The organism is Kitasatospora sp. NPDC054768 (assembly GCF_053612025.1).
Genome location: NZ_JBSHBN010000169.1, coordinates 1 through 19,933 on the forward strand (window position 1 = coordinate 1; position 19,933 = coordinate 19,933).

The following is a 19,933-nucleotide window of genomic DNA, read 5'->3' on the forward strand; positions in this document are numbered from 1 at the left end:
CCGGTCGGAACCGGTCCGGGGCCGCCGTGGGGCCCTGCTCAGCGGCCCGAGGAGGCCAGATCGTCCGGGAACAGCCGCAGCCGGTGCGCCAGTGCGGCCGCCTCGCCCCGGCCGCCGACCGCGAGCTTGCCGAGGATGTTGGACACGTGCACGCTCGCGGTCTTCGGAGAGATGTACAGCTCCTCGGCGATCTGCCGGTTGGTCCAGCCGCGCGCGAGCAGGCGGAGCACGTCCCGCTCACGGGGGGTGAGGTTGAAGGAGTCCCCGGCGGCCTGGGCCGGCACCGCGGCCGACCGCTCGGCCGGGGCGAGGCTCAGCCCGGCCCGCTCGGCCAGCGCGGCGATCTGCCCGCCGAGCAGCCGGTCGTCCCGGACGGCCGCCAGTTCGGCCGCCTCGCGCAGCAGTTCGGCGCCGGCCTCGCGCCGGCCGGCCTGTACCTCGGCCTCGCCGGCCCGCAGCAGGGCCTGTGCCAGCGGGTACGGCAGGCCGGTCGGCCGCAGCGCCTCGACCGCGGCGGCCCAGACCTCCGGAGTGTCCGCCCCCTCGGCGCGGGCCAGTTCGGCCTCCAGCAGCCGGGCCCAGCCGTGGTGCAGCGGGGCCCGGGGACGCAGCTCGGCGGCGGCCGCCGCGATCGCGGCCAGCGCCCCCGGCCGGCCCGCCCCGGCCTGCGGCAGGCCCCGGCTGTCCGCCTCCACCGTCGCGGCCTCGGCCAGCAGCGGGTAGACGTCGGACTCGTGACCGAGCCGGCCGTCCTCCTCCAGCACGGCGAGCGCTTCGGCCCGGGCCTCCAGCGGCCGGCCGCCGAGCGCCGCGAGCCGCACCGCCAGCCGGCTGATCGGCACGCTGTGCTGGACCTGGCCGACCCGGTTGGCCGCCCGGGCCTGCGCCAGCATGGTCCCCGCGGTGGCCAGGTCCCCCTTGAGCAGGGCGAGTTCGCCGCGCATCCGGTCCAGGAACTCGGCGTGGGTGCCGGTCGGGCTGGCCGCCTCGTAGCCGGCCAGCACCTCGGCGGCCTCCCGGACCCGCCCGAGGTCGGTCAGCGCCTCGACCAGGTTGCCGGTCAGGATGGCGCCGATGTTGCGCAGCAGGCCGTTGCCGTCCGCGAACTCCAGGCCCTCCCGGGCCAGTCGGACCGCGTCCTCGGGGTGTCCCAGTCCGCGCTGCATGCTGGCCAGGTTGTTGATGCCGCGCAGCAGCAGGTCGGGCACGCCCAGCCGGCGGGCCCGTTCGACCGCCCCGGCGAGCTCGGCGAGCCCGCCCTCGGCGTCGCCGTGCACGTCGTAGCGCAGGCCGCCGAGGGTCATCCGGGCGTGCACCTCGACCGAGTGGGCGCCCACCTCCTCGGCGATCCGGATCGCCCGCTCGGCCAGCTCGATCGCCTCCGCGGTCGGCTTCTTGAGCATCGCCGTCCCGGCGCCGAGCGCGAGCACCTCGGCCTGGACCGCGGTCGGCGGCAGGTGCTCCACCAGCCGCAGCGCGTTCGCGATCTCCTCCTCGTCGCCGGAGCGGCGCAGGCTGCCCAGCATCCGGGCCCGGTTGATCCGGAACCAGGCCGCGCGCACCGGGTGCTCCGCCTCGTCGACCAGCCGCAGCCCGCGCTTGGCCAGGCTCAGGCCGCGCTCCCGGTCGCCGCAGCGCCGGGCCGCGACCACCGCCTCGGCCAGCACGTCGACCAGCTGGATCCGGTCGCAGTCCTCGTCCGCGGCGCTGTGGTCGCAGGAGCCCGGCGGGTAGGTCTCGGCCCAGTCGTACGGGCGCAGGGTGTGCGCCAGCACCTCCTCGGAGACCAGGTCCCACAGCTCCAGGGCCCGTTCCAGCATCCCGAGCTGCTCGGCGAAGGCGTTGCGGCGGCGGGCCGCGCGGGCGGCGTCCAGGGCCGTCGGCAGGGCGCGGGCCGGATCGTGCGCGTGGTACCAGTAGTTGGCCAGCCGGGCGGCCAGCGCGTCGCCCGGGACGAGCTGCGGCTGGGCCTCCACGACGAGCGCGAACTTGCGGTTGATCCGGTGCCGTTCGCCGGGCAGCAGGTCGTCCGAGACCGCCTCGCGGACCAGCGCGTGGCGGAACCGGTAGCCCTCGCCCTCGCTGTCCGGACGCAGGATGTTGGCGCCGACGGCCGCCCGCAGCGCCTCGATCAGCGCCTCCTCGTCGTCGTCCAGGACGGCGGCCAGCAGGGCGTGTTCGACGTGCGAGCCGCCCTCGGCGGCGATCCGCACCACCCGCTGGGCCTCCTCGTCCAGGCCCTCGACCCGCACCAGCAGGATGTCCCGCAGCGAGTCGGTCAGCCCGGCTCCGCAGCCGTCCTCGAAGGCGGTGGCCAGCTCTTCGACGAAGAACGGGTTCCCCTCCGAGCGGCGGTGGATGCGGTCCACCAGCTGGCGGTCGGGGACGGTGGTGCCGAGGATGCCGGCCAGCTGGGCGGCCACCTCGCGGCGGTCGAACCGCGCCAGCTCCAGCCGCTGGACGGTGCGCAGCCGTTCGAGCTCGGCGAGGAAGGGGCGCAGCGGGTGCCGGCGGTGCAGGTCGTCGGTGCGGTAGGTGGCGACCAGCAGCACCCGGGACCGGTGCAGGGTGCGCACCAGGAAGGCGAGCAGCTCACGGGTGGAGCGGTCGGACCAGTGCAGGTCCTCGACGGCGAGGACGAGGGTACGCTCCGCGCCGAGCCGCTCGAACAGCCTCGCGGTGTGCTCGAACAGCCGGGCCCGGCTGTACTCGTCGTTGGGTTCGCCGTCCACCTCGCCGAACTCGGAGAGCAGCAGGGCGAGGTGGCTCTCGCTGCCGGCCGCGGCGGCCTCCAGTTCGGGGCCCAGCGAGCGGTGCAGCCGGCGCAGCGCGGCGGCCAGCGGCGCGTACGGCAGGCCCTCGGCGCCGACCTCCAGACAACTGCCGAGCGAGGTGACCGCCCCGCGGGCGGCCGCCCGCTCCAGGAACTCCTCCAGCAGCCGGGTCTTGCCGACCCCCGCCTCCCCGCCGATCAGGATGGCCTGCGGGCTGCCGGTGCCGGCGCGGCGCAGCGCGTCGGTCAGCTCGGTGATCTCGCTGCCGCGGCCGACGAAGACGGGGCTGACCGATGTCTGCTGCATGGAGGCGAGCATGCCATAGCCGGTGGGGCCCGGCCGAGGGGTTATCTCCCCTGGCGAACGGGTCGAAGGACCCGAATGCCCGGAGGGGGAGACGCTGGTGAGCGTCTCCCCCTCCGGAGCTCCTTCGGCACCGCCGTGGTGCCGCACCGTCAGCATTCGGGCCGACGCACGGGGCGCCGCTGGAAGCGGGCGGCCACCGGACGCTGCCGCAGTCGGCGGGCCTCCTTGGCCTCGCGCACCAGGCGCTCGTGCTCGGCGCGGGCCACGAGCTCGTGGGCCTGTTGCTGGAAGGTCTGGTACTCGATCATTTCCGGTTCCCCCTCGGGTTTTCCACTCCGTCTTGCTGACAGGTAAGAGCTTCCTCCGCCAGTGGGGGGTGCCGCATCGGGAGCGTGCCGCATCTTCCGGGGCCCGGATGCCTTAGATCGGTCGCCAAAAACGGTTTAAGGCCCCGCCTCACCCAGATACATAGGTGAGACGGGGCCTTAGGCCTTACTTAGAGGGCCTTAGATGCCTTAGATGCCTTAGGAAGGCAGGGTCCACAGCCTAGGCCGCACCCAGCTTCTCCAAGATCAGGTCCTTCACGCGGGCGGCGTCGGCCTGGCCGCGGGTGGCCTTCATGACCGCGCCGACCAGCGCGCCCACGGCCTGGACCTTGCCGTCGCGGATCTTGGCGGCGATCGCCTCGTTCTCGGCGATGGCCTGGTCCACGGCGGCACCCAGCGCGGAGTCGTCCGAGACCACGGCCAGGCCGCGCTTCTCGACGATCTCGTCCGGCTCGCCCTCGCCGGCCAGCACGCCCTCGATGACCTGGCGGGCCAGCTTGTCGTTGAGCTTGCCCTCGGCGACCAGCGCGGCGACCCGGGCGACCTGCGCCGGGGTGATCGGCTGCTCGCTCAGCTCGGTGCCGGTCTCGTTGGCGCGACGGGCCAGCTCGCCCATCCACCACTTGCGGGCCTGGTCGGCCGGGGCACCGGCCGCGATGGTCTCCTGGATCGGCCCCACCGCACCGGCGTTGAGCACCGACTGCATGTCCTTGTCCGACAGGCCCCACTCCGCCTGCAGCCGGGCACGGCGCACCCGCGGCAGCTCGGGCAGACCGGCGCGCAGCTCCTCGACCCACTCGCGGGCGGGGGCCACCGGCACCAGGTCCGGCTCGGGGAAGTAGCGGTAGTCCTCGGCGTTGTCCTTGATCCGGCCCGAGGTGGTGGAGCCGTTCTCCTCGTGGAAGTGGCGGGTCTCCTGGACGATGGTGCCGCCGTCGGTCAGCACGGTGGCGTGCCGCTGGATCTCGAACCGGGCGGCCCGCTCCACGCTGCGCAGCGAGTTGACGTTCTTGGTCTCCGAGCGGGTGCCGAAGGTCTCGGTGCCGTTCGGGCGCAGCGACAGGTTGACGTCGCAGCGCATCTGGCCCTTGTCCATCCGGGCCTCGGAGACGTCGAGCGAACGGATCACCTCGCGCAGCTCGGCGACGTACGCCTTGGCGACCTCGGGGGCGCGCTCGCCGGCGCCGACGATCGGCTTGGTGACGATCTCGATCAGCGGGATGCCGGCCCGGTTGTAGTCGAGCAGCGAGTGGGTGGCGCCGTGGATGCGACCGGTGGCCCCGCCGACGTGGCTGGACTTGCCGGTGTCCTCCTCCATGTGGGCGCGCTCGATCTCCACCCGGAAGGTCGAGCCGTCCTCCAGCTGCACGTCGAGGTAGCCGTTGAAGGCGATCGGCTCGTCGTACTGCGAGGTCTGGAAGTTCTTGGGCATGTCCGGGTAGAAGTAGTTCTTCCGCGCGAACCGGCACCACTCGGCGATCTCGCAGTTCAGCGCCAGGCCGATCTTGACGGCCGACTCCACGCCGACCGCGTTGACCACCGGCAGCGAACCCGGCAGGCCCAGGCAGGTCGGGCAGGTCTGGCTGTTCGGCTCGGCACCCAGCTCGGTCGAGCAACCGCAGAACATCTTGGTCTTGGTGCCCAGCTCGACGTGGACCTCAAGGCCCATCACCGGGTCGTACGACGCGAGAGCGTCCTCGTAGGAGACCAGGTTCATGACGCTCACAGCGTCCCTTCTCACTTGAAGCTTGGGAGGTACGGGCCCGGCCACCGCGTCGCGCGGGGGCCGGGCCAGGGCGCTTAGCTCAGCTCAGCCCAGCAGCACGTCGTCGGAGCCCAGCCGGCGCAGCTCGCGCACCAGCAGGGCGGTGCCGGTGACCAGCGCGGCGGCGCCGACCAGGGCGTTGACCAGCTTGAGGGTGTCGCTCTCCTCGCGGGCCTTGCGGACGTCCTTGGCCACGGAGATCGCACCGAACGCGCTGGTGCCGATGGACAGCCACAGACCGGGCTTGGAGTGCTTGAAGCCCTTCAGGGAGCCGGAGCCCTTGGTCTTCTCGATCTTGCTCACAGTGCCGGTGCCTCCTCCAGCAGGGTGTGCCCCCACTTGTCGTTGAGTGCGGCCTCGACGGCGCCGCCCACGCGGTACAGGCGGTCGTCCGCCATCGCGGGTGCGATGATCTGGAGGCCGACCGGGAGATTGTCCTCCGGGGCCAGGCCGACCGGCAGCGACATGGCCGCGTTGCCCGCCAGGTTCGACGGAATCGTGCACAGGTCGGCCAGGTACATCGCCATCGGGTCGTCGGCGCGCTCGCCGATCGGGAAGGCGGTGGTCGGCGTGGTCGGCGAGACCAGGACGTCCACGCCCGCGAAGGCCGCGTCGAAGTCGCGCGAGATGAGCGTGCGGACCTTCTGGGCCGAGCCGTAGTAGGCGTCGTAGTAGCCCGAGGACAGCGCGTAGGTGCCCAGGATGATGCGGCGCTTGACCTCGTCGCCGAAGCCGGCCTCGCGGGTCAGCGAGGTGACCTCCTCGGCCGAGCGCGAGCCGTCGTCGCCGACCCGCAGGCCGTAGCGCATCGCGTCGAAGCGGGCCAGGTTGGAGGAGCACTCCGACGGCGCGATCAGGTAGTACGCCGGCAGCGCCAGGGTGAAGGACGGGCAGGAGACCTCGACGACCTCGGCGCCCAGCTCGCGCAGCAGCTCCACCGACTCGTTGAAGCGCTGCATCACGCCGGCCTGGTAGCCCTCGCCGGCGAACTCCTTGACGACGCCGATCCGCATGCCGCGGATGTCGCGCATCCGCGCTGCCTCGACCACGGCCGGCACCGGCGCGTCGATCGAGGTGGAGTCCAGCGGGTCGTGCCCGGCGATGGCCTCGTGCAGCAGGGCCGCGTCCAGCACGGTGCGGGCGCACGGCCCGCCCTGGTCCAGGCTGCTGGAGAACGCGACCAGGCCGTAGCGGGACACCGAGCCGTAGGTCGGCTTGACGCCGACGGTGCCGGTGACGGCGCCGGGCTGGCGGATCGAGCCGCCGGTGTCGGTGCCGATCGCCAGCGGGGCCTCGAAGGCGGCCAGCGCGGCGGCCGAACCGCCGCCGGAGCCGCCGGGGATGCGGGAGAGGTCCCACGGGTTGCCGGTCACGCCGTACGCGGAGTTCTCGGTGGAGGAGCCCATCGCGAACTCGTCCATGTTGGTCTTGCCGAGGATGACCACGCCGGCGTCCTTGAGACGGCTGGTCAGCGTGGCGTCGTACGGCGGGATCCAGCCTTCGAGCATCTTCGAGCCACAGGTGGTCGGGATGCCCTTGGTGGTGAAGACGTCCTTGAGCGCGAGCGGGACGCCGGCCAGCGGGCCCAGCTCCTCGCCCTTGGCGCGCTTCTCGTCGACGGCCCTGGCCGCGGCCAGCGCGCCCTCGGTGTCGACGTGCAGGAAGGCGTTGACCTTCTTGTCGACGGCGTCGATGCGGTCCAGGTGGGCCTGCGCGACCTCGATGGCGGACACCTCGCCCTTGGCGATGGCGCCCGCGGTCTCGGCGGCGGTCCACTTGATGATGGGAGTGGGAATCAGCTCGGTCATCTCGGTCAGTCCTCCCCGAGGATCTGCGGCACACGGAAACGCTGCTCCTCGGCGGCGGGGGCGCCGGACAGCGCCTGCTCCGGGGTGAGCGACGGCCGGACCTCGTCCGCACGCATGACGTTGGTCAGCGGCAGCGGGTGGGAGGTCGGCGGGACGTCCTGTCCGGCGACCTCGGAAACGCGGGCGACCGCGCCGATGATCACGTCGAGCTGCTCGGCGAAGTGGTCCAGCTCTTCGGGCTTCAGCTCAAGACGCGACAGCCGGGCGAGGTGGGCGACCTCCTCGCGCGTGATGCCAGGCATGCAGCGATCCTCAGGGTGAGTTCTGGTGAGACCCGGCTGTGCCTTGCGGGCGGTGCCGGGCCCGGGCAGGAGCAGCCGGTTCCGGCGCTCCGTCCTCGTGGTCTTTGGACCCCATCCTATGGGGCCCGTCCCCCGCCCCGGCCAACGAGTGAGCCGCGGCGCCCGTCACCGGCCCTCCCCGGGGCCGGACCGCGACCTCCGGCGGGCTACTGCGGCCGGGTGCGGGCCCAGCCCTGCGGTTTGATCTCCCGGTGCGCGGCCTGCACCACCTGGGCCACCGGCGGCAGCGTGGGCGGGATGACCGGCGGCCGGACCGGCGGGAGTGTCGGCGGCAGCACCGGCGGCCTGGCCGGCGGGGCGATCGGCTTGGCGTTCGGGACCGACGGGAAGCCCGCGGGCAGCTGGGGCGGCAGGCCGAGCCGCTCCACCGGCGGGGCGCCGGTGCGGTGCACCCGCAGCCAGGCGGTGGCCTGCTCGGCCGGCAGCGCGGCCGACACCAGCCAGCCCTGGACGGCGTCCACGCCCATGCAGTGCAGCCGCTCCCAGGTCTCGTCGTCCTCGACGCCCTCGGCGACCACGGTCAGGCCCAGCGAGTGGGCGAGCTCCACCGAGCAGCGGACCACCGCCGCGTCGTGGTCGTCGGCGACCATCCGGGAGACGAAGGAGCGGTCGATCTTCAGCTCGCCGACCGGCAGGCTGCGCAGCCGCACCAGCGAGGAGTGCCCGGTGCCGAAGTCGTCCAGGGACATCCCGACGCCGTAGCCGCGCAGCTCGGCCAGGGTGTCGGCGGCCCGCCGGGAGTCGTCCAGCAGCAGCCGCTCGGTGATCTCCAGCTGGAGCGCGTGGGCCGGCACCTGGTGGCGCACGAGGTGGCCGGCGACCCGCTGGGCGAAGCCGGGGTTGAGCACGTCGCGCGGCGAGACGTTGACCGCGACCTGCACCTGGAGGCCCTGGTCGCGCCAGTACGCGAGCTGGCCGACGGCCGCCTCCAGCACGTAGTCGGTGAGCCGGGGCATCAGGCCGCTGGATTCGGCGAGCCCGACGAACTCGTCCGGCGGGACCTTCCCCTGGCCGGGGCGCTCCCAGCGCAGCAGGGCCTCCAGGCCGACCACCCGGCCGTCGAAGGCCACCTTCGGCTGGTAGTGCAGCTGCACCTCGCCGGTCTCCAGTGCCCGGCGCAGGTCCCCCAACAGCCCGATCCGGTACGGCGTGTCGGCGTCCTGGGTCTCGTCGTACTGGGCGACGCCGCAGTGTCCGCGCTGGGCGTGGCCCATCGCGACGTCGGCCCGGCGCAGCAGGGCCTCGGCGTCCTGGGCGTGCTGCGGGTAGACGCAGACGCCGCCGCTGGCCTCCAGGACGAGCAGCAGCCCGTCCAGCCGGATCGGGGCGGCCAGTTCGGCGATCAGCGCCTTGGCGACCCGCTCCAGGCTGTCCGGGCAGTTGATGCCGGGCAGCAGGACGGCGAACTCGTCGCCGCCCATCCGGGCCACCATCGGGCGGCCTCGGCGGTAGTGCCGGGGCAGGCCGGCGAAGACGTCGTCGATGGACTCCCGGGTGGCGCTGCCGGCCGGTCCGCCGGAGCGCAGGGCCCGGTGCAGTCGGCGGGCGATGTGAACCAGCAGCCGGTCACCGGCCGTATGACCTAGTGTGTCGTTGAGTGATCGGAAGCGATCGAGGTCGAGCAGGATGAGACCGACGCTGTAGCCCTGACCACACTCCGCGATCGCCTCCTGGGCAGCCAAAAGCAGGGCCTGACGGTTGGGCAGATCCGTCAGCGGGTCGGTCAGTTGGTCGCGGGCGCGGTCCCGGGCGATCCGCCAGGCCGCCACCAGCACCGCCAGGGGCACGGCGAACAGCGGCAGCAACTCGGGTTCGTACCGGTAGACCAGGACGGCCAGCGGGATGAGCGGCGCGGCTCCGGCCAGCAGCACGCCGAGCAGCAGGACCGCACCCGCCACCCCCTGCGGCGGGCGTGTGGGCGCACCGCCGGTCGTACGATCCATAAGCCCTGTCCTCCGTCGGGCCCGCCCCGTCGGGCCGCCTTACGGTGAGGCACCGTGCCGGTACCGACAGCTGCCGGGCATGGAGCGACCCCGCGGAACACCGGCCCAGCCGGTGCCCCCACCCCTGCTGACACTCTGTTGCGCTCCAGGGTATGCCGGGGTCCACCCGGTGGGCAGACTTTCGGACAACCGGAAACGCGCCACCGCTCTCGGGTGCCGCACAGTGACACAATGCCCGCTTTCACTGTGCGGCACCCGGTGACGTTGCATCAGGACGATAACAACACCGATCCGGTCACCGACCGCTCGGGTCCGCTCCGGGTCAGTCCTCGACGGGCTCCTTCTTCGCCTCCCCGGCCTCCTCCGGCTCCGGAAGCCCCAGGTGGGCACGGGCGGCGGACGGCCCGTCGGCGAGCAGGACGGCGAACCCGGCGTCGTCCAGGACCGGCAGGCCGAGCTGAACAGCCTTGTCGTACTTGGACCCAGGGTTGTCACCAGCGACCACAAAATCGGTCTTTTTCGAAACCGAACCGGTCACTTTCGCTCCACGCGAGGTCAGCGCCTCCTTGGCACCGTCCCGGGTGTGGCCGGCCAGCGTGCCGGTCACCACCACGGTCAGGCCCTCCAGCGGGCGCTCCGCCTCCTCCTCGTCCGCGAACTCCTCGGTGAAGCGGACGCCGTCCGCCTCCCAGTTCCGGAGGATCTCCTGGTGCCACTCCTCCGCGTACCACTCCCGGATCGAGCGGGCGATGGTCGGGCCGACCCCCTCGACGGCCGCCAGCTGCTCCTCGCTCGCCTCGAAGATCTTCGTCAGATCGCGGAACTCCCGGGCCAGCGCCTGCGCGGCGACCGGACCGACGTGCCGGATCGACAGCCCGTTGACGAACCGCCACAGCGGCCGCCCCTTCGCCACGCCCAGGTTGTCGATCAGGGCCTGGAGCGACTTCTTCGGCTCGCCCTTGGTGGTGGCGAAGAAGAAGACCTCCTTCTCCTTGCCCGTCCTGTCGTCCAGCTTCGGCATGCCGGTCTTCGGGTCCCGGACCAGCACCTTGATCGGCAGCAGCTTCTCCCGCGTCAGCCGGAAGATGTCGGCCTCGTTCCGCACCGGCGCCTCGGCCGGCTCCAGCGGCTGGGTCAGCGCGGTGGCCGCGACGTAGCCCAGCCCCTCCACGTCCAGGCACTGCCGCCCGCCGAGGAAGGCGATCCGCTCCCGGATCTGGGCCGGGCAGCGCTCCGCGTTCGGGCAGCGCAGGTCGATGTCGCCCTCGGCCATCGGCCGCAGCTCGCTGTCGCACTCCGGACAGTGCGAGGGCATCACGAAGGCCTGCTCGGTGCCGTCCCGCAGGTCGTAGACCGGGCCGAGGATCTCCGGGATGACGTCGCCGGCCTTGCGCAGCACGATCGTGTCGCCGAGCAGCACGTCCTTGGCCTTGACGACCTCCTGGTTGTGCAGCGTCGCGTACTGCACCATCGAGCCGGCCACCTTCACCGGCTCGGCCAGCACCGCGTACGGGGTGGCCCGGCCGGTGCGGCCGATGCCGACCTTGATCTCGGCCAGCTTCCCGGTGACCTCCTCCGGCGGGTACTTCCAGGCGATCGCCCAGCGCGGGGACTTGGAGGTGGCGCCGAGCCGGCCCTGCAGGGCGATCTCGTCCACCTTCACCACGACGCCGTCGATCTCGTGCTCGACCGAGTGCCGATGCTCGCCGAAGTGCGCGATGAAGGCCCGCACCTCGGCGAGCGTCTTCACCACCTGGTTGTGGCGGGCGGTGGGCAGGCCCCAGTCGTGCAGCAGCCGGTAGGCGTGCGACTGGTTGTCGATGTCGAAGCCCACCCGGGCGCCGATGCCGTGCACCACCATGTGCAGCGGGCGGGAGGCGGTGACATGCGGGTCCTTCTGGCGCAGCGAACCGGCGGCGGCGTTGCGGGGGTTCATGAACAGCCGGATCAGCGCCCGGGGCCGCTTGCCCTCCTTGGCGCGCTCCTCGTTCTCCTGCCGGCGGCGCTCGTTCTCCTCCGCGAAGGAGGCGTTGAGCGCGTCGAACTCCTCGGTCGGGAAGTAGACCTCGCCGCGGATCTCCACCAGCTCCGGGATGTTCTCGCCCTTGAGCCGGTGCGGGATCTCCTTGATGGTACGGACGTTGGGGGTGATGTCCTCGCCGACCCGGCCGTCGCCGCGCGTCGCCGCCTGCACCAACTGGCCGTTCTCGTAGGTGAGGTTGACGGCCAGGCCGTCCACCTTGAGCTCGCACAGGTAGTGGTAGTCGATGCCCTGCAGCTCGGTGGCGACCCGCTCGGCCCAGGCGGACAGCTCCTCGTCGTCCATCGCGTTGTCCAGGCTGAGCAGCCGCTCGCGGTGCTCGACCTCGGCGAACAGCCCGGTGGCCGCGCCGCCGACCTTCTGGGTCGGCGAGTCCGGGGTGACCAGGGCCGGGTGCTCGGCCTCGATCCCCTCCAGCTCCCGCATCAGCGCGTCGAACTCGGCGTCGCTGACGACCGGCGCGTCCTGCTCGTAGTACCGGGCCCGGTGGTCGGTGATCTCCTGCGCCAGCTCGGCGTGCCGCCCGCGCACCTCCGCCGGGACGTCCTCCCAGCCCTCGACAGCCGTCACCGCAAGCCCTCCTGCACTCTCATTCCGGGTTGTCCACCAGGCTCTGTGCCGCCCGCACCGCGGACGACAGCGCCCTGCGCGCGTACGCCGGGGAGGCCCCGGCCAGCCCGCAGGTCGGTGTCACCAGCACGCGGCGGCCCAGCAGCTCCGGGGCGAACCCGAGCCTGCGCCACAAGGTCCTGACACCCTGGACACTACCGGCAGGGTCGGACACCGCCTGGTCAGTGGCGGGGACGACACCGGCGAGGATCGTCGTGCCGCCCTCCACGGCCTCGCCGAGGTCGTCGTCCTGGCGCTCGGTGAGGAGCGAGAAGTCGAGGGAGATCCCGGCCACCCCGGCGCGGCGCAGCAGCGGGACCGGGACGTCCGGCGCGCAGCTGTGCACCACCACGGGCGCGTCGAGGTTCCGGATCACCTCGCGCAGCACCTCCTCGGCGACCTGCCGGTCGACGGCGCGCAGCCGCTGGAAGCCGCTGGCGGTCTTCACCGACCCGGCCAGGACGGCGGGCAGCGAGGGCTCGTCCAGCTGCAGCACGACCTCGGCGCCGGGCACCCGCCTGCGGACGTCCGCGAGGTGGCGGCGCAGGCCCTCGGTGAGCGAGCCGGCGATGTCGCGGCACGCGCCGGGGTCGGCGAGCGCCTTCTCGCCGTGCTTGAGCTCGATGTTCGCCGCCAGCGTCCAGGGGCCGACGGCCTGGACCTTGAGCGCGCCCTGGTGGCCCTGGGTGAACTCCTCCAGCGCGTCCAGGTCCTCGCCGAGCCAGGAGTGGGCGCGCCGGGTGTCCCGGCCCGGACGGTCGGTGAACCGCCAGCCGCTCGGCTCGGTCTGCACGAACAGTTCGACCAGCAGGCCGGCGCCGCGCCCGATCATGTCGGCGCCCGGCCCGCGGGCGGGCAGCTCGGGCAGGAACGGCAGGTGCTCCAGTGCCCCGGTGGAGGTCTTGGCGGCCTCCCGGGCGTCGGTGCCGGGCAGCGAACCGACGCCGGTGGCGGCGCCGCGCAGGTCGGGGAAGGTGTGTGGGGTGCTCACCCGCCCGAGCCTACTCAGCCGGACGGCCCCGGTGCCGGGCGCGGGGCTCGGTACCGGGGCCGCCGGGCACGCGGAGGCCGGGTCGACATCCGGTGCGCGCACGGAAAGTCGGACCGGCCGACTTCCCGTGCGGCGCGCTACCGCCCGGGGCGGACGGTGATGTCGGTGATCTCCGCGTCCCGGGAGGCGTCGAGGGCGGCGAGGATCGCCCTGGCGACGGACGCGGGCTCGATCCAGCGGCCGGCGTCGTACTCCTTGCCCTCCTGCTGGTGCACCTTCACCTGCATCGCGGTGGCGGTGCGGCCCGGGTAGACGGAGGTGACCCGGACGCCGTTGGCGTGCTCCTCGTGGCGCAGCGCGTCGGCGAGCGCCTTGAGGCCGTGCTTGCTGGCCGCGTACGCCGACCACTCGGCGTGGGCGTTGAGGCCCGCGCCGGAGTTCACGAAGAGCACATGGCCCTTGACCAGCCGGATCGACGGCAGCAGCAGGCGGGTCAGCTCGGCGGGGGCGACGAGGTTGACGTTCAGCGTCTCCTGCCAGGCCTTGGGGGTCAGGTCGCCGACCGGGCCGAGCTCGACCGTGCCCGCGACGTGCAGGAGGGAGTCCAGCTCGACCGGCAGCTGCTGGTGGCCGAAGGCCCAGGACAGCTTGCCCGGATCGCCGAGGTCCCCGACGAGGGTGCGGGCCCCGGGGAAGCGCTCGCGCAGTTGGGCGGCCCGACGGGCGTCGCGGGCCAGCAGCCAGAGCTCGTCCCCGCGCTCGGCGAGTCGCTCGGCGAGTACGGCGCCGATGCCGGAGCCGGCGCCAGTGATCAGATGTGCAGCCATGGTCGTGATCCAATCAGGCCTTGAGCTGGGCGAAAACCTCGGCGGGCGTGTCCGCGAAGGTGATCAGCTCGGCGAGCGGGCGCGGCAGGAAGCCCTCGGCGTCCATCCGCTCCATCTGGGTGCGCAGGCCCGCGTAGAAGCCCTCGGTGTCCAGGACCACCACCGGCTTGTCGAACATCCCGTGCTTCTTGAGCTCCAGCACCTCGGTGACCTCGTCCAGGGTGCCCAGCCCGCCCACCAGCACGACGATCGCGTCCGCCCGCGAGGCCAGCTCGGCCTTGCGCTCCGGCAGGTCGGCCGTCCACACCAGCTCGTCGGCGCCGACGTACGCCTTGTGCCGCAGCATCTCGACCATCACGCCGACGAGCCTGCCGCCCGCCGCCTTCACCTCGTCGGCGAGCAGCCCCATCAGCCCGGCGTTCGAGCCGCCCCACACCAGCGTGTGCCCGCCCTCCCCCAGGAGCCGGGCGAACTCCGCGGCGGGGGCGGAGTAGCGGTCGTCGAGCGAGTACGCGGAGCAGAAGACAGAGATATTCATAGTGCCGTCCGGTCTATCACGCCCCGCGGCGAGACTTCACCGGGGATTCCTCGCCGGGCGCGGGGCGGGCTCAGGCGGTGACGGCCGGGCGCTCGGTGGTGGCGATGGTGGCGGAGCCGACGACACGGGTGCCGTCGTAGATCACCACGGCCTGGCCGGGGGCGATGCCCCGCACCGGGGTGTCCAGTTCCACCCGCAGCTCGCCGTCGACGACCGAGGCGCTCACCGGCACCTCCTCGCCGTGGGCGCGCAGCTGGGCGGTGTAGCGGCCGTCCGCCAGGGGCTCGGTGCCGCACCAGCGGGGGCGGATGGCGGTCAGCCCGGTGACGTCGAGGCCCTCGACCGGGCCGACCGTGACGGTGTTGTTCACCGGGGAGATGTCCAGCACGTAGCGCGGCTTGCCGTCGGCCGCCGGGCGGCCGATCCGCAGGCCCTTGCGCTGGCCGATGGTGAAGCCGTACGCGCCGTCGTGCTCGCCGAGCTTGGTGCCGTCGACGTCGAGGATGTCGCCGGTGGCGGTGCCGAGGTGCTGGGCCAGGAAGCCCTGGGTGTCGCCGTCGGCGATGAAGCAGATGTCGTGGCTGTCGGGCTTCTTGGCGACGGCCAGGCCGCGGCGCTCGGCCTCGGCCCGGATCTCCTCCTTGGTGGTGTCACCGAGCGGGAAGAGCGAGTGGGCGAGCTGGTCGGCGTCGAGCACGCCGAGGACGTAGGACTGGTCCTTGGCGCCGTCCACGGCCCGGTGCAGCTCGCGCGAGCCGTCCGGCAGGTCGACGATCCGGGCGTAGTGGCCGGTGCAGACGGCGTCGAAGCCGAGCGCGATCGCCTTGTCCAGCAGCGCCGCGAACTTGATCTTCTCGTTGCAGCGCAGGCACGGGTTGGGCGTGCGCCCGGCCGCGTACTCGGCGACGAAGTCGTCGATGACGTCCTCGCGGAAGCGCTCGGCGAGGTCCCAGACGTAGAAGGGGATGCCGATCACGTCGGCCGCCCGCCAGGCGTCCCGGGAGTCCTCGATGGTGCAGCAGCCGCGCGCGCCGGTCCGGAAGGACTGCGGGTTGGCGGAGAGCGCCAGGTGGACGCCGGTCACCTCGTGCCCCGCTTCGACGGCGCGGGCGGCGGCGACGGCGGAGTCGACTCCGCCGGACATCGCCGCGAGCACGCGCAGACGGCCGGTGGACGGAGTGGTCGGGGCACCCGGGAAGTCAGTCATGATGGCAACAAGGGTACGGGGTGGCCCGCCTGTTCCCGGAGCCGAGATCAGCGCCGCACCGACGCCAGCCCCGCGTTGCGCGCCCGCTCGACGACCGGCCCGATGGCCTTCCCCAGCGCCGTGACGTCCTCCGGCACCGAGGTGTGCCCGAGCGAGAACCGCAGTGAGGCGCGTGCCAGCAGCGGGTCGACGCCCATCGCGAGCAGCACGTGGCTGGGCTGCGGCACCCCGGCCGAGCAGGCGGAGCCCGTCGAGCACTCGATGCCCTGGGCGTCCAGCAGCATCAGCAGCGCGTCGCCCTCGCAGCCGGGGAAGGAGAAGTGCGCGTTGGCGGGCAGCCGGCCCTCGGCCGACGGGTCGCCGTTGAGGATCGCGTCCGGTACGGCGGCCAGCACCGACGCCACCAGCTCGTCCCGCAGCGCGCCGAGCGTGACCGCGTGCTCGGACCGCCGCTCGACGGCGAGCGCCGCGGCGGCCGCGAAGCCGGCCGAACCGGGGGCGTCGAGGGTGCCGGAGCGCACGTCGCGTTCCTGCCCGCCGCCGTGCAGCAGCGGTACGGGCGCGGCGCCCCGGGAGAGCAGCAGGGCGCCGATGCCGAACGGGCCGCCGATCTTGTGCCCGGTGACGGTGAGCGCGGTGAGGCCGGACTCGGCGAAGGAGACCGGGACCTGACCGAGCGCCTGCACGGCGTCGGCGTGCACCGGGATGCCGTACTCGGCCGCCACGGTGGTCAGTTCGCGCACCGGCTGGACGGTGCCGACCTCGTTGTTGGCCCACATCACGGTGACCAGCGCCACCGACGCCGGGTCGCGTTCGATCGCCGACCGCAGCGCCTCGGGGTGCACCCGGCCGTACCCGTCCACCGGCAGGTACTCGACCTCGGCGCCCTCGTGCTCGGAGAGCCAGTGCACCGCGTCCAGCACCGCGTGGTGCTCGACCGGGCTGCACAGCACCCGGGTGCGGGCCGGGTCGGCGTCCCGGCGGGCCCAGTACAGGCCCTTGACCGCCAGGTTGTCGGATTCGGTGCCGCCGCCGGTGAGCACGATCTCGCTGGGGCGGGCGCCCAGCGATTCGGCCAGCGATTCCCGGGACTCCTCGACCACCCGGCGGGCCCGGCGGCCGGCCGCGTGCAGGGCCGAGGCGTTGCCGACCACCCCCAGGTGCGCCGTCATCGCGGCGATCGCCTCGGGCAGCATCGGCGTGGTCGCCGCATGGTCCAGGTATGGCATAACCATCCGATTGTAGAGCGCGGCACCTCAGGGGGTTCCGGGGCGGGGCAGTTCCAGCCACTCACGGCCGGCACCGGCCCGCACCGGCCCGGACGCACCGCGGACGAACCACGGGCGCGGCGCACCGCGGACGCACCACTGCCGGACGGCCGCGTCCGGCAGTGGTTTGTACCACTGAGCCACCCAGCGGTTAGCCTGACGCCATCAGTCAGCCGGATCCACAGGAAACGCCATGTCGCAGTCGGTCGACCGCGCGCTGACCCTGCTCGACGCACTCGGCGACGCGCCGCTCTCGCTGGAGCAGGCCGCCAGCAGCCTCGGGGTGCACAAGTCCACCGCCCTGCGGCTGCTGCGCACCCTGGAGGAGCACGGCTTCGCCCGCCGCCAGCCGGACCTGCGCTACCGGCTGGGCGGCCGGGTGCTCTCGCTGGCCCACCGCGCGCTGGAGGACTTCGACGTCCGGCAGGTCGCCGCGCCGTACCTGGCCGCGCTCAACGCCCGCTGCGGCTACACCGTCCGGCTCGCCGTGCTGCACGACGGCGAGGTGCTCTACCTGGACGAGGTGGCCGGGTTGCCGGGCGCCGAGCCGTCCCGGATCGGGCGCCGGGCCCCGGTGGACGGGACGGCGGTCGGCCGGGTGCTGCTCGCCGGGCTGTCGGCGGACGGCGTCCCCGAGGAGCCCGAGCTGGCGGCGGTGCGCCGCCGGGGCTGGGCGGCCGAGTCCTGCGAGCACCGGGAGCCGGTGACCTGCGTGGCCGCGCCGGTCGCGGGCAGCGGCGGACGGACGGTCGCGGCCTGCGCGCTGAGCGCCCCGGCGAGCGAGGTGCCGCCCGGCGAACTGGCCCGGATGGTGCCGGAACTGCTCTGCACGGCCGAGGCGATCTCGCTCGCGTACGGCGGCTCGCCTACTCCTCGCTGGTGCGAGAACCGTTGCGGTGCCAGGCCCGCGGGGCACGCCAGCCGTACTTCAGCGCGAGCATCCGCAGCCCGAAGGCGGTGAGCGCGGCCGCGGTTCCGGTGATGCCGGTGAGGCGGTCCGCGCCGATCAGCAGCGCGACCAGGGTGGCACCGACCAGGGCCGGGACGGCGTAGATCTCCCGGTCCCAGCGCAGCAGCGAGGGGATCTCCCCGGCCAGCACGTCGCGGATCACGCCGCCGCCGGCCGCGGTCACCATGCCGAGCGCGATCGCCGCGACCGCGCCGAGCCCGAAGTCGTGGGCCTTGGCGGTGCCGGTCACGCAGAACAGCCCGAGCCCGAGCGCGTCCAGGGTCTGCACGGCCCGGTTGATCCGCTCGACCTCCGGGTGCAGGAAGAACACCACCAGCGCGGCGGCCAGCGGGGTCACGAAGTAGCCGAGGTTGGTGAACGCGGCGACCGGGGTGGCGCCGATCACCAGGTCGCGCATCACGCCACCGCCGAGGGCGGTGACCTCGGCCAGCACACAGATCCCGAAGATGTCCATGTTCTTGCGGACGGCGAGCAGGCCCCCGGAGAGGGCGAAGACGAAGATGCCGACGAGGTCCAGCGACTGCTGCACGTCGGTCGGGAAGAGCTGGGATGTCACCGTCCATGTGTACCTGATTCGCGCAGGTGTTCCATCGAACGTCCGTGCTCCGGATCCGAACGCACCGCCGGAACGGCGGCCAACCCCTTGTGCGCCGTGGGGCCGAACCGGTTCGGCTAGCCTCCGCCTGTGAAGCTCGCGAAGCCCGGGTCAGCCCCGAAGCCGCCGCCGAAGCCGCCGAAGTCGCCGAAGTCGCCCACGCCGACCCGGTCGTCGAAACCGCCCGGGTCGCCGGGCTCCCCCGCCTCCGCCCGGCTCGGCTGGCTCGACGCGCTGCGCGGCATCGCCGCCCTCGCCGTCGCCATGCACCACTTCGGGCTGCTCGGCAAGATCCCGCACGCGGGCGGGGTGCCGCGCCACCTGGACCTCGGCTTCTTCGGCGTGATGCTGTTCTTCCTGGTCAGCGGGTACATCATCCCGGCCTCGCTGGAACGCCGGGGCGACGTCCGGGCGTTCTGGACGGGACGGCTCTTCCGCATCTACCCCGCGGTGGTCGTCACGGTGGTGGCGAGTCTGCTGGTGCTGCCCCGCAGCGGCCAGATCGTCCAGAGCTTCCCCTTCGACCACCCGGTGCTGTCGCTCGCCGCCAACGGCCTGCTGCTCCAGGACCTGCTGGGGGTGCCCAGCACCATCGGGGTGATGTGGTCGCTCACCTACGAGATGGTCTTCTACTCCTTCGCGTGCGCCCTGTTCGTGCGGGGGTGGCACCGGCACAGCGCGCCGATCGCGGTCGGCTTCGCGTCCGTCGCCCTGGTCCTCGGCACCTGGCTGCCGATCGGCGGGATCTCGGTGGACCTGGCGGCCACCGGGCACCTGGTGGCGGCGGCCGGGATCGTGGTGCTGATGGCGGCGGCCTGCATCGCCACCGCCCGCCCGGACCTGACCCGTTGGGGCGCGCTGCTGCTCGGCGGCCTGGGCCTGGTCCTGATCACGCTGAACAACCGGACCACCGGCTTCGAGACCATGCTGATCTTCGCGACCATGTTCGCCGGCACCGTGCTGTACCGGCTGGAGCACGGCCTGCTCGATCGGCTTCCGGCCCTGCTCTGCTGCGGCTTCGTGATCGTCACCGGCGTCACGGTCGGCTACCTGTACAACCGCGACACGGCGCTCCGGCACACCTGGACGCCCTCGTGGGAGTCCTTCTCGTCCGCCTACCTGGCCGCCTGGGCCCTGTTCGCGGCCGCCATGCTGCTGCGCCGCCGCCGCTTCCCGCGCTGGCTCAGCGGGCTCGGCACGATCAGCTTCTCGGTCTACCTGCTGCACGGCCCGCTGATGTACTTCCTCGGCTGGAAACTGCGGGACTACCCGCCGATCGTCGGGCCGAAGGGGCAGGCCGCGCTCACCCTCGGCTACCTGGGGGCGGTCGTGGTGCTCGCCTGGCTGTCGTACCGGCTGGTCGAGATCCCGTTCCAGAACCTGGGCCGCAGGGCGGTCCGGGCGCTGGACCGCCGCTTCCCGGCCCCCGCCCCGACGCCGCTCGCCGCGGCCGCCCCGGGCCCGCGCGTGCCGGAGCCGGAGCCGGCCGCCGGCGTCTGAGGCGCGGACCGCCAAGAGGCCGCCCCGCCCCGGGAGTACGGGGGCGGGGGGCCGCCAGCGGACGTGCGGGGTGTTATAAACAAAAGTCCCAGCCGGCGAAAAA

At 73.2% G+C, this 19,933-nt stretch carries 16 protein-coding genes; 2 read left to right on the plus strand and 14 right to left on the minus strand.

The genetic code is table 11. The features are described from left to right. Window positions 1-38: 38 nt before the first annotated feature. From ACWGKU_RS34170 to ACWGKU_RS34230, 13 genes are all read right to left on the minus strand, one after another. Window positions 39-3,080: a helix-turn-helix transcriptional regulator gene (locus tag ACWGKU_RS34170; RefSeq protein ID WP_401043799.1), complete on the minus strand. Its 3,042-nt coding sequence runs from the start codon at window positions 3,078-3,080 to the stop codon at window positions 39-41. A 149-nt stretch (window positions 3,081-3,229) separates the two neighbouring features. Beyond that, window positions 3,230-3,388 (minus strand): hypothetical protein, encoded by a 159-nt coding sequence (locus tag ACWGKU_RS34175; protein WP_158077676.1) that lies wholly within the window; start codon window positions 3,386-3,388, stop codon window positions 3,230-3,232. Between the two features lie 238 nt (window positions 3,389-3,626). After that, complete coding sequence (gatB, locus tag ACWGKU_RS34180) at window positions 3,627-5,132, minus strand: Asp-tRNA(Asn)/Glu-tRNA(Gln) amidotransferase subunit GatB (protein ID WP_452180417.1); 1,506 nt, start codon at window positions 5,130-5,132, stop codon at window positions 3,627-3,629. A gap of 84 nt (window positions 5,133-5,216) precedes the next feature. Next, window positions 5,217-5,474: a hypothetical protein gene (locus ACWGKU_RS34185; RefSeq protein ID WP_359901541.1), complete on the minus strand. Its 258-nt coding sequence runs from the start codon at window positions 5,472-5,474 to the stop codon at window positions 5,217-5,219. Continuing rightward, window positions 5,471-6,979 carry an Asp-tRNA(Asn)/Glu-tRNA(Gln) amidotransferase subunit GatA gene (gene gatA, locus ACWGKU_RS34190; RefSeq protein WP_452180418.1) on the minus strand — a complete coding sequence of 503 codons (1,509 nt, stop codon included), beginning with the start codon at window positions 6,977-6,979 and terminating at the stop codon, window positions 5,471-5,473. The genes ACWGKU_RS34185 and gatA overlap by 4 nt, the downstream gene beginning before the upstream one ends. 5 nt (window positions 6,980-6,984) lie before the next feature. Beyond that, entirely contained in the window at window positions 6,985-7,281 is a 297-nt protein-coding gene (gatC, locus tag ACWGKU_RS34195) for an Asp-tRNA(Asn)/Glu-tRNA(Gln) amidotransferase subunit GatC (RefSeq protein ID WP_030057414.1), read from the minus strand. Between the two features lie 206 nt (window positions 7,282-7,487). Beyond that, entirely contained in the window at window positions 7,488-9,284 is a 1,797-nt protein-coding gene (locus ACWGKU_RS34200; protein ID WP_359901535.1) for a putative bifunctional diguanylate cyclase/phosphodiesterase, read from the minus strand. Window positions 9,285-9,606: 322 nt separating this feature from the next. Then, window positions 9,607-11,895: an NAD-dependent DNA ligase LigA gene (ligA, locus tag ACWGKU_RS34205; protein WP_452180419.1), complete on the minus strand. Its 2,289-nt coding sequence runs from the start codon at window positions 11,893-11,895 to the stop codon at window positions 9,607-9,609. Between the two features lie 19 nt (window positions 11,896-11,914). Then, window positions 11,915-12,925: a methionine synthase gene (locus tag ACWGKU_RS34210; RefSeq protein ID WP_452180420.1), complete on the minus strand. Its 1,011-nt coding sequence runs from the start codon at window positions 12,923-12,925 to the stop codon at window positions 11,915-11,917. A 137-nt stretch (window positions 12,926-13,062) separates the two neighbouring features. Continuing rightward, a complete protein-coding gene (locus ACWGKU_RS34215; protein WP_401046168.1) occupies window positions 13,063-13,752 on the minus strand; it encodes an SDR family oxidoreductase in 690 nt (229 codons plus the stop codon). A 13-nt stretch (window positions 13,753-13,765) separates the two neighbouring features. Then, on the minus strand, window positions 13,766-14,290 hold the full coding sequence (locus tag ACWGKU_RS34220) for an LOG family protein (RefSeq protein ID WP_380538116.1): 525 nt from the start codon (window positions 14,288-14,290) through the stop codon (window positions 13,766-13,768). A gap of 70 nt (window positions 14,291-14,360) precedes the next feature. After that, complete coding sequence (gene mnmA, locus ACWGKU_RS34225; protein ID WP_401046172.1) at window positions 14,361-15,497, minus strand: tRNA 2-thiouridine(34) synthase MnmA; 1,137 nt, start codon at window positions 15,495-15,497, stop codon at window positions 14,361-14,363. 47 nt (window positions 15,498-15,544) lie between these two features. Then, the gene (locus tag ACWGKU_RS34230) at window positions 15,545-16,726 is read right to left on the minus strand and encodes a cysteine desulfurase family protein (RefSeq protein ID WP_401046174.1); all 1,182 of its coding nucleotides are present in this window, start codon (window positions 16,724-16,726) and stop codon (window positions 15,545-15,547) included. 232 nt (window positions 16,727-16,958) lie between these two features. Here ACWGKU_RS34230 and ACWGKU_RS34235 point away from each other — a divergent pair, with 232 nt between their 5' ends. Then, window positions 16,959-17,726 carry an IclR family transcriptional regulator gene (locus tag ACWGKU_RS34235; RefSeq protein WP_359901515.1) on the plus strand — a complete coding sequence of 256 codons (768 nt, stop codon included), beginning with the start codon at window positions 16,959-16,961 and terminating at the stop codon, window positions 17,724-17,726. Here the strand turns inward: ACWGKU_RS34235 and ACWGKU_RS34240 are convergent. Beyond that, complete coding sequence (locus tag ACWGKU_RS34240) at window positions 17,632-18,291, minus strand: trimeric intracellular cation channel family protein (RefSeq protein ID WP_380538123.1); 660 nt, start codon at window positions 18,289-18,291, stop codon at window positions 17,632-17,634. The two genes, ACWGKU_RS34235 and ACWGKU_RS34240, sit on opposite strands and share 95 nt — an antisense overlap. A gap of 129 nt (window positions 18,292-18,420) precedes the next feature. Between ACWGKU_RS34240 and ACWGKU_RS34245 the strand changes: the two genes are divergently transcribed. After that, window positions 18,421-19,830, plus strand: coding sequence for an acyltransferase family protein (locus tag ACWGKU_RS34245; RefSeq protein WP_401046175.1), 1,410 nt, complete (start codon window positions 18,421-18,423; stop codon window positions 19,828-19,830). Window positions 19,831-19,933 lie beyond the last annotated feature (103 nt).

Excerpts from the sequence above, each read along its gene's own strand:
- gatC (WP_030057414.1), bottom strand. The coding sequence starts at position 7,281 with ATGCCTGGCATCACGCGCGAGGAGGTCGCCCACCTCGCCCGGCTGTCG.
- mnmA (WP_401046172.1), bottom strand. The coding sequence starts at position 15,497 with ATGACTGACTTCCCGGGTGCCCCGACCACTCCGTCCACCGGCCGTCTG.
- ACWGKU_RS34220 (WP_380538116.1), bottom strand. The coding sequence starts at position 14,290 with ATGAATATCTCTGTCTTCTGCTCCGCGTACTCGCTCGACGACCGCTAC.
- ACWGKU_RS34175 (WP_158077676.1), bottom strand. The coding sequence starts at position 3,388 with ATGATCGAGTACCAGACCTTCCAGCAACAGGCCCACGAGCTCGTGGCC.
- ACWGKU_RS34230 (WP_401046174.1), bottom strand. The coding sequence starts at position 16,726 with ATGCCATACCTGGACCATGCGGCGACCACGCCGATGCTGCCCGAGGCG.
- ACWGKU_RS34215 (WP_401046168.1), bottom strand. The coding sequence starts at position 13,752 with ATGGCTGCACATCTGATCACTGGCGCCGGCTCCGGCATCGGCGCCGTA.
- ACWGKU_RS34235 (WP_359901515.1), top strand. The coding sequence starts at position 16,959 with ATGTCGCAGTCGGTCGACCGCGCGCTGACCCTGCTCGACGCACTCGGC.
- ACWGKU_RS34170 (WP_401043799.1), bottom strand. The coding sequence starts at position 3,080 with ATGCAGCAGACATCGGTCAGCCCCGTCTTCGTCGGCCGCGGCAGCGAG.
- gatA (WP_452180418.1), bottom strand. The coding sequence starts at position 6,979 with ATGACCGAGCTGATTCCCACTCCCATCATCAAGTGGACCGCCGCCGAG.
- ACWGKU_RS34200 (WP_359901535.1), bottom strand. The coding sequence starts at position 9,284 with ATGGATCGTACGACCGGCGGTGCGCCCACACGCCCGCCGCAGGGGGTG.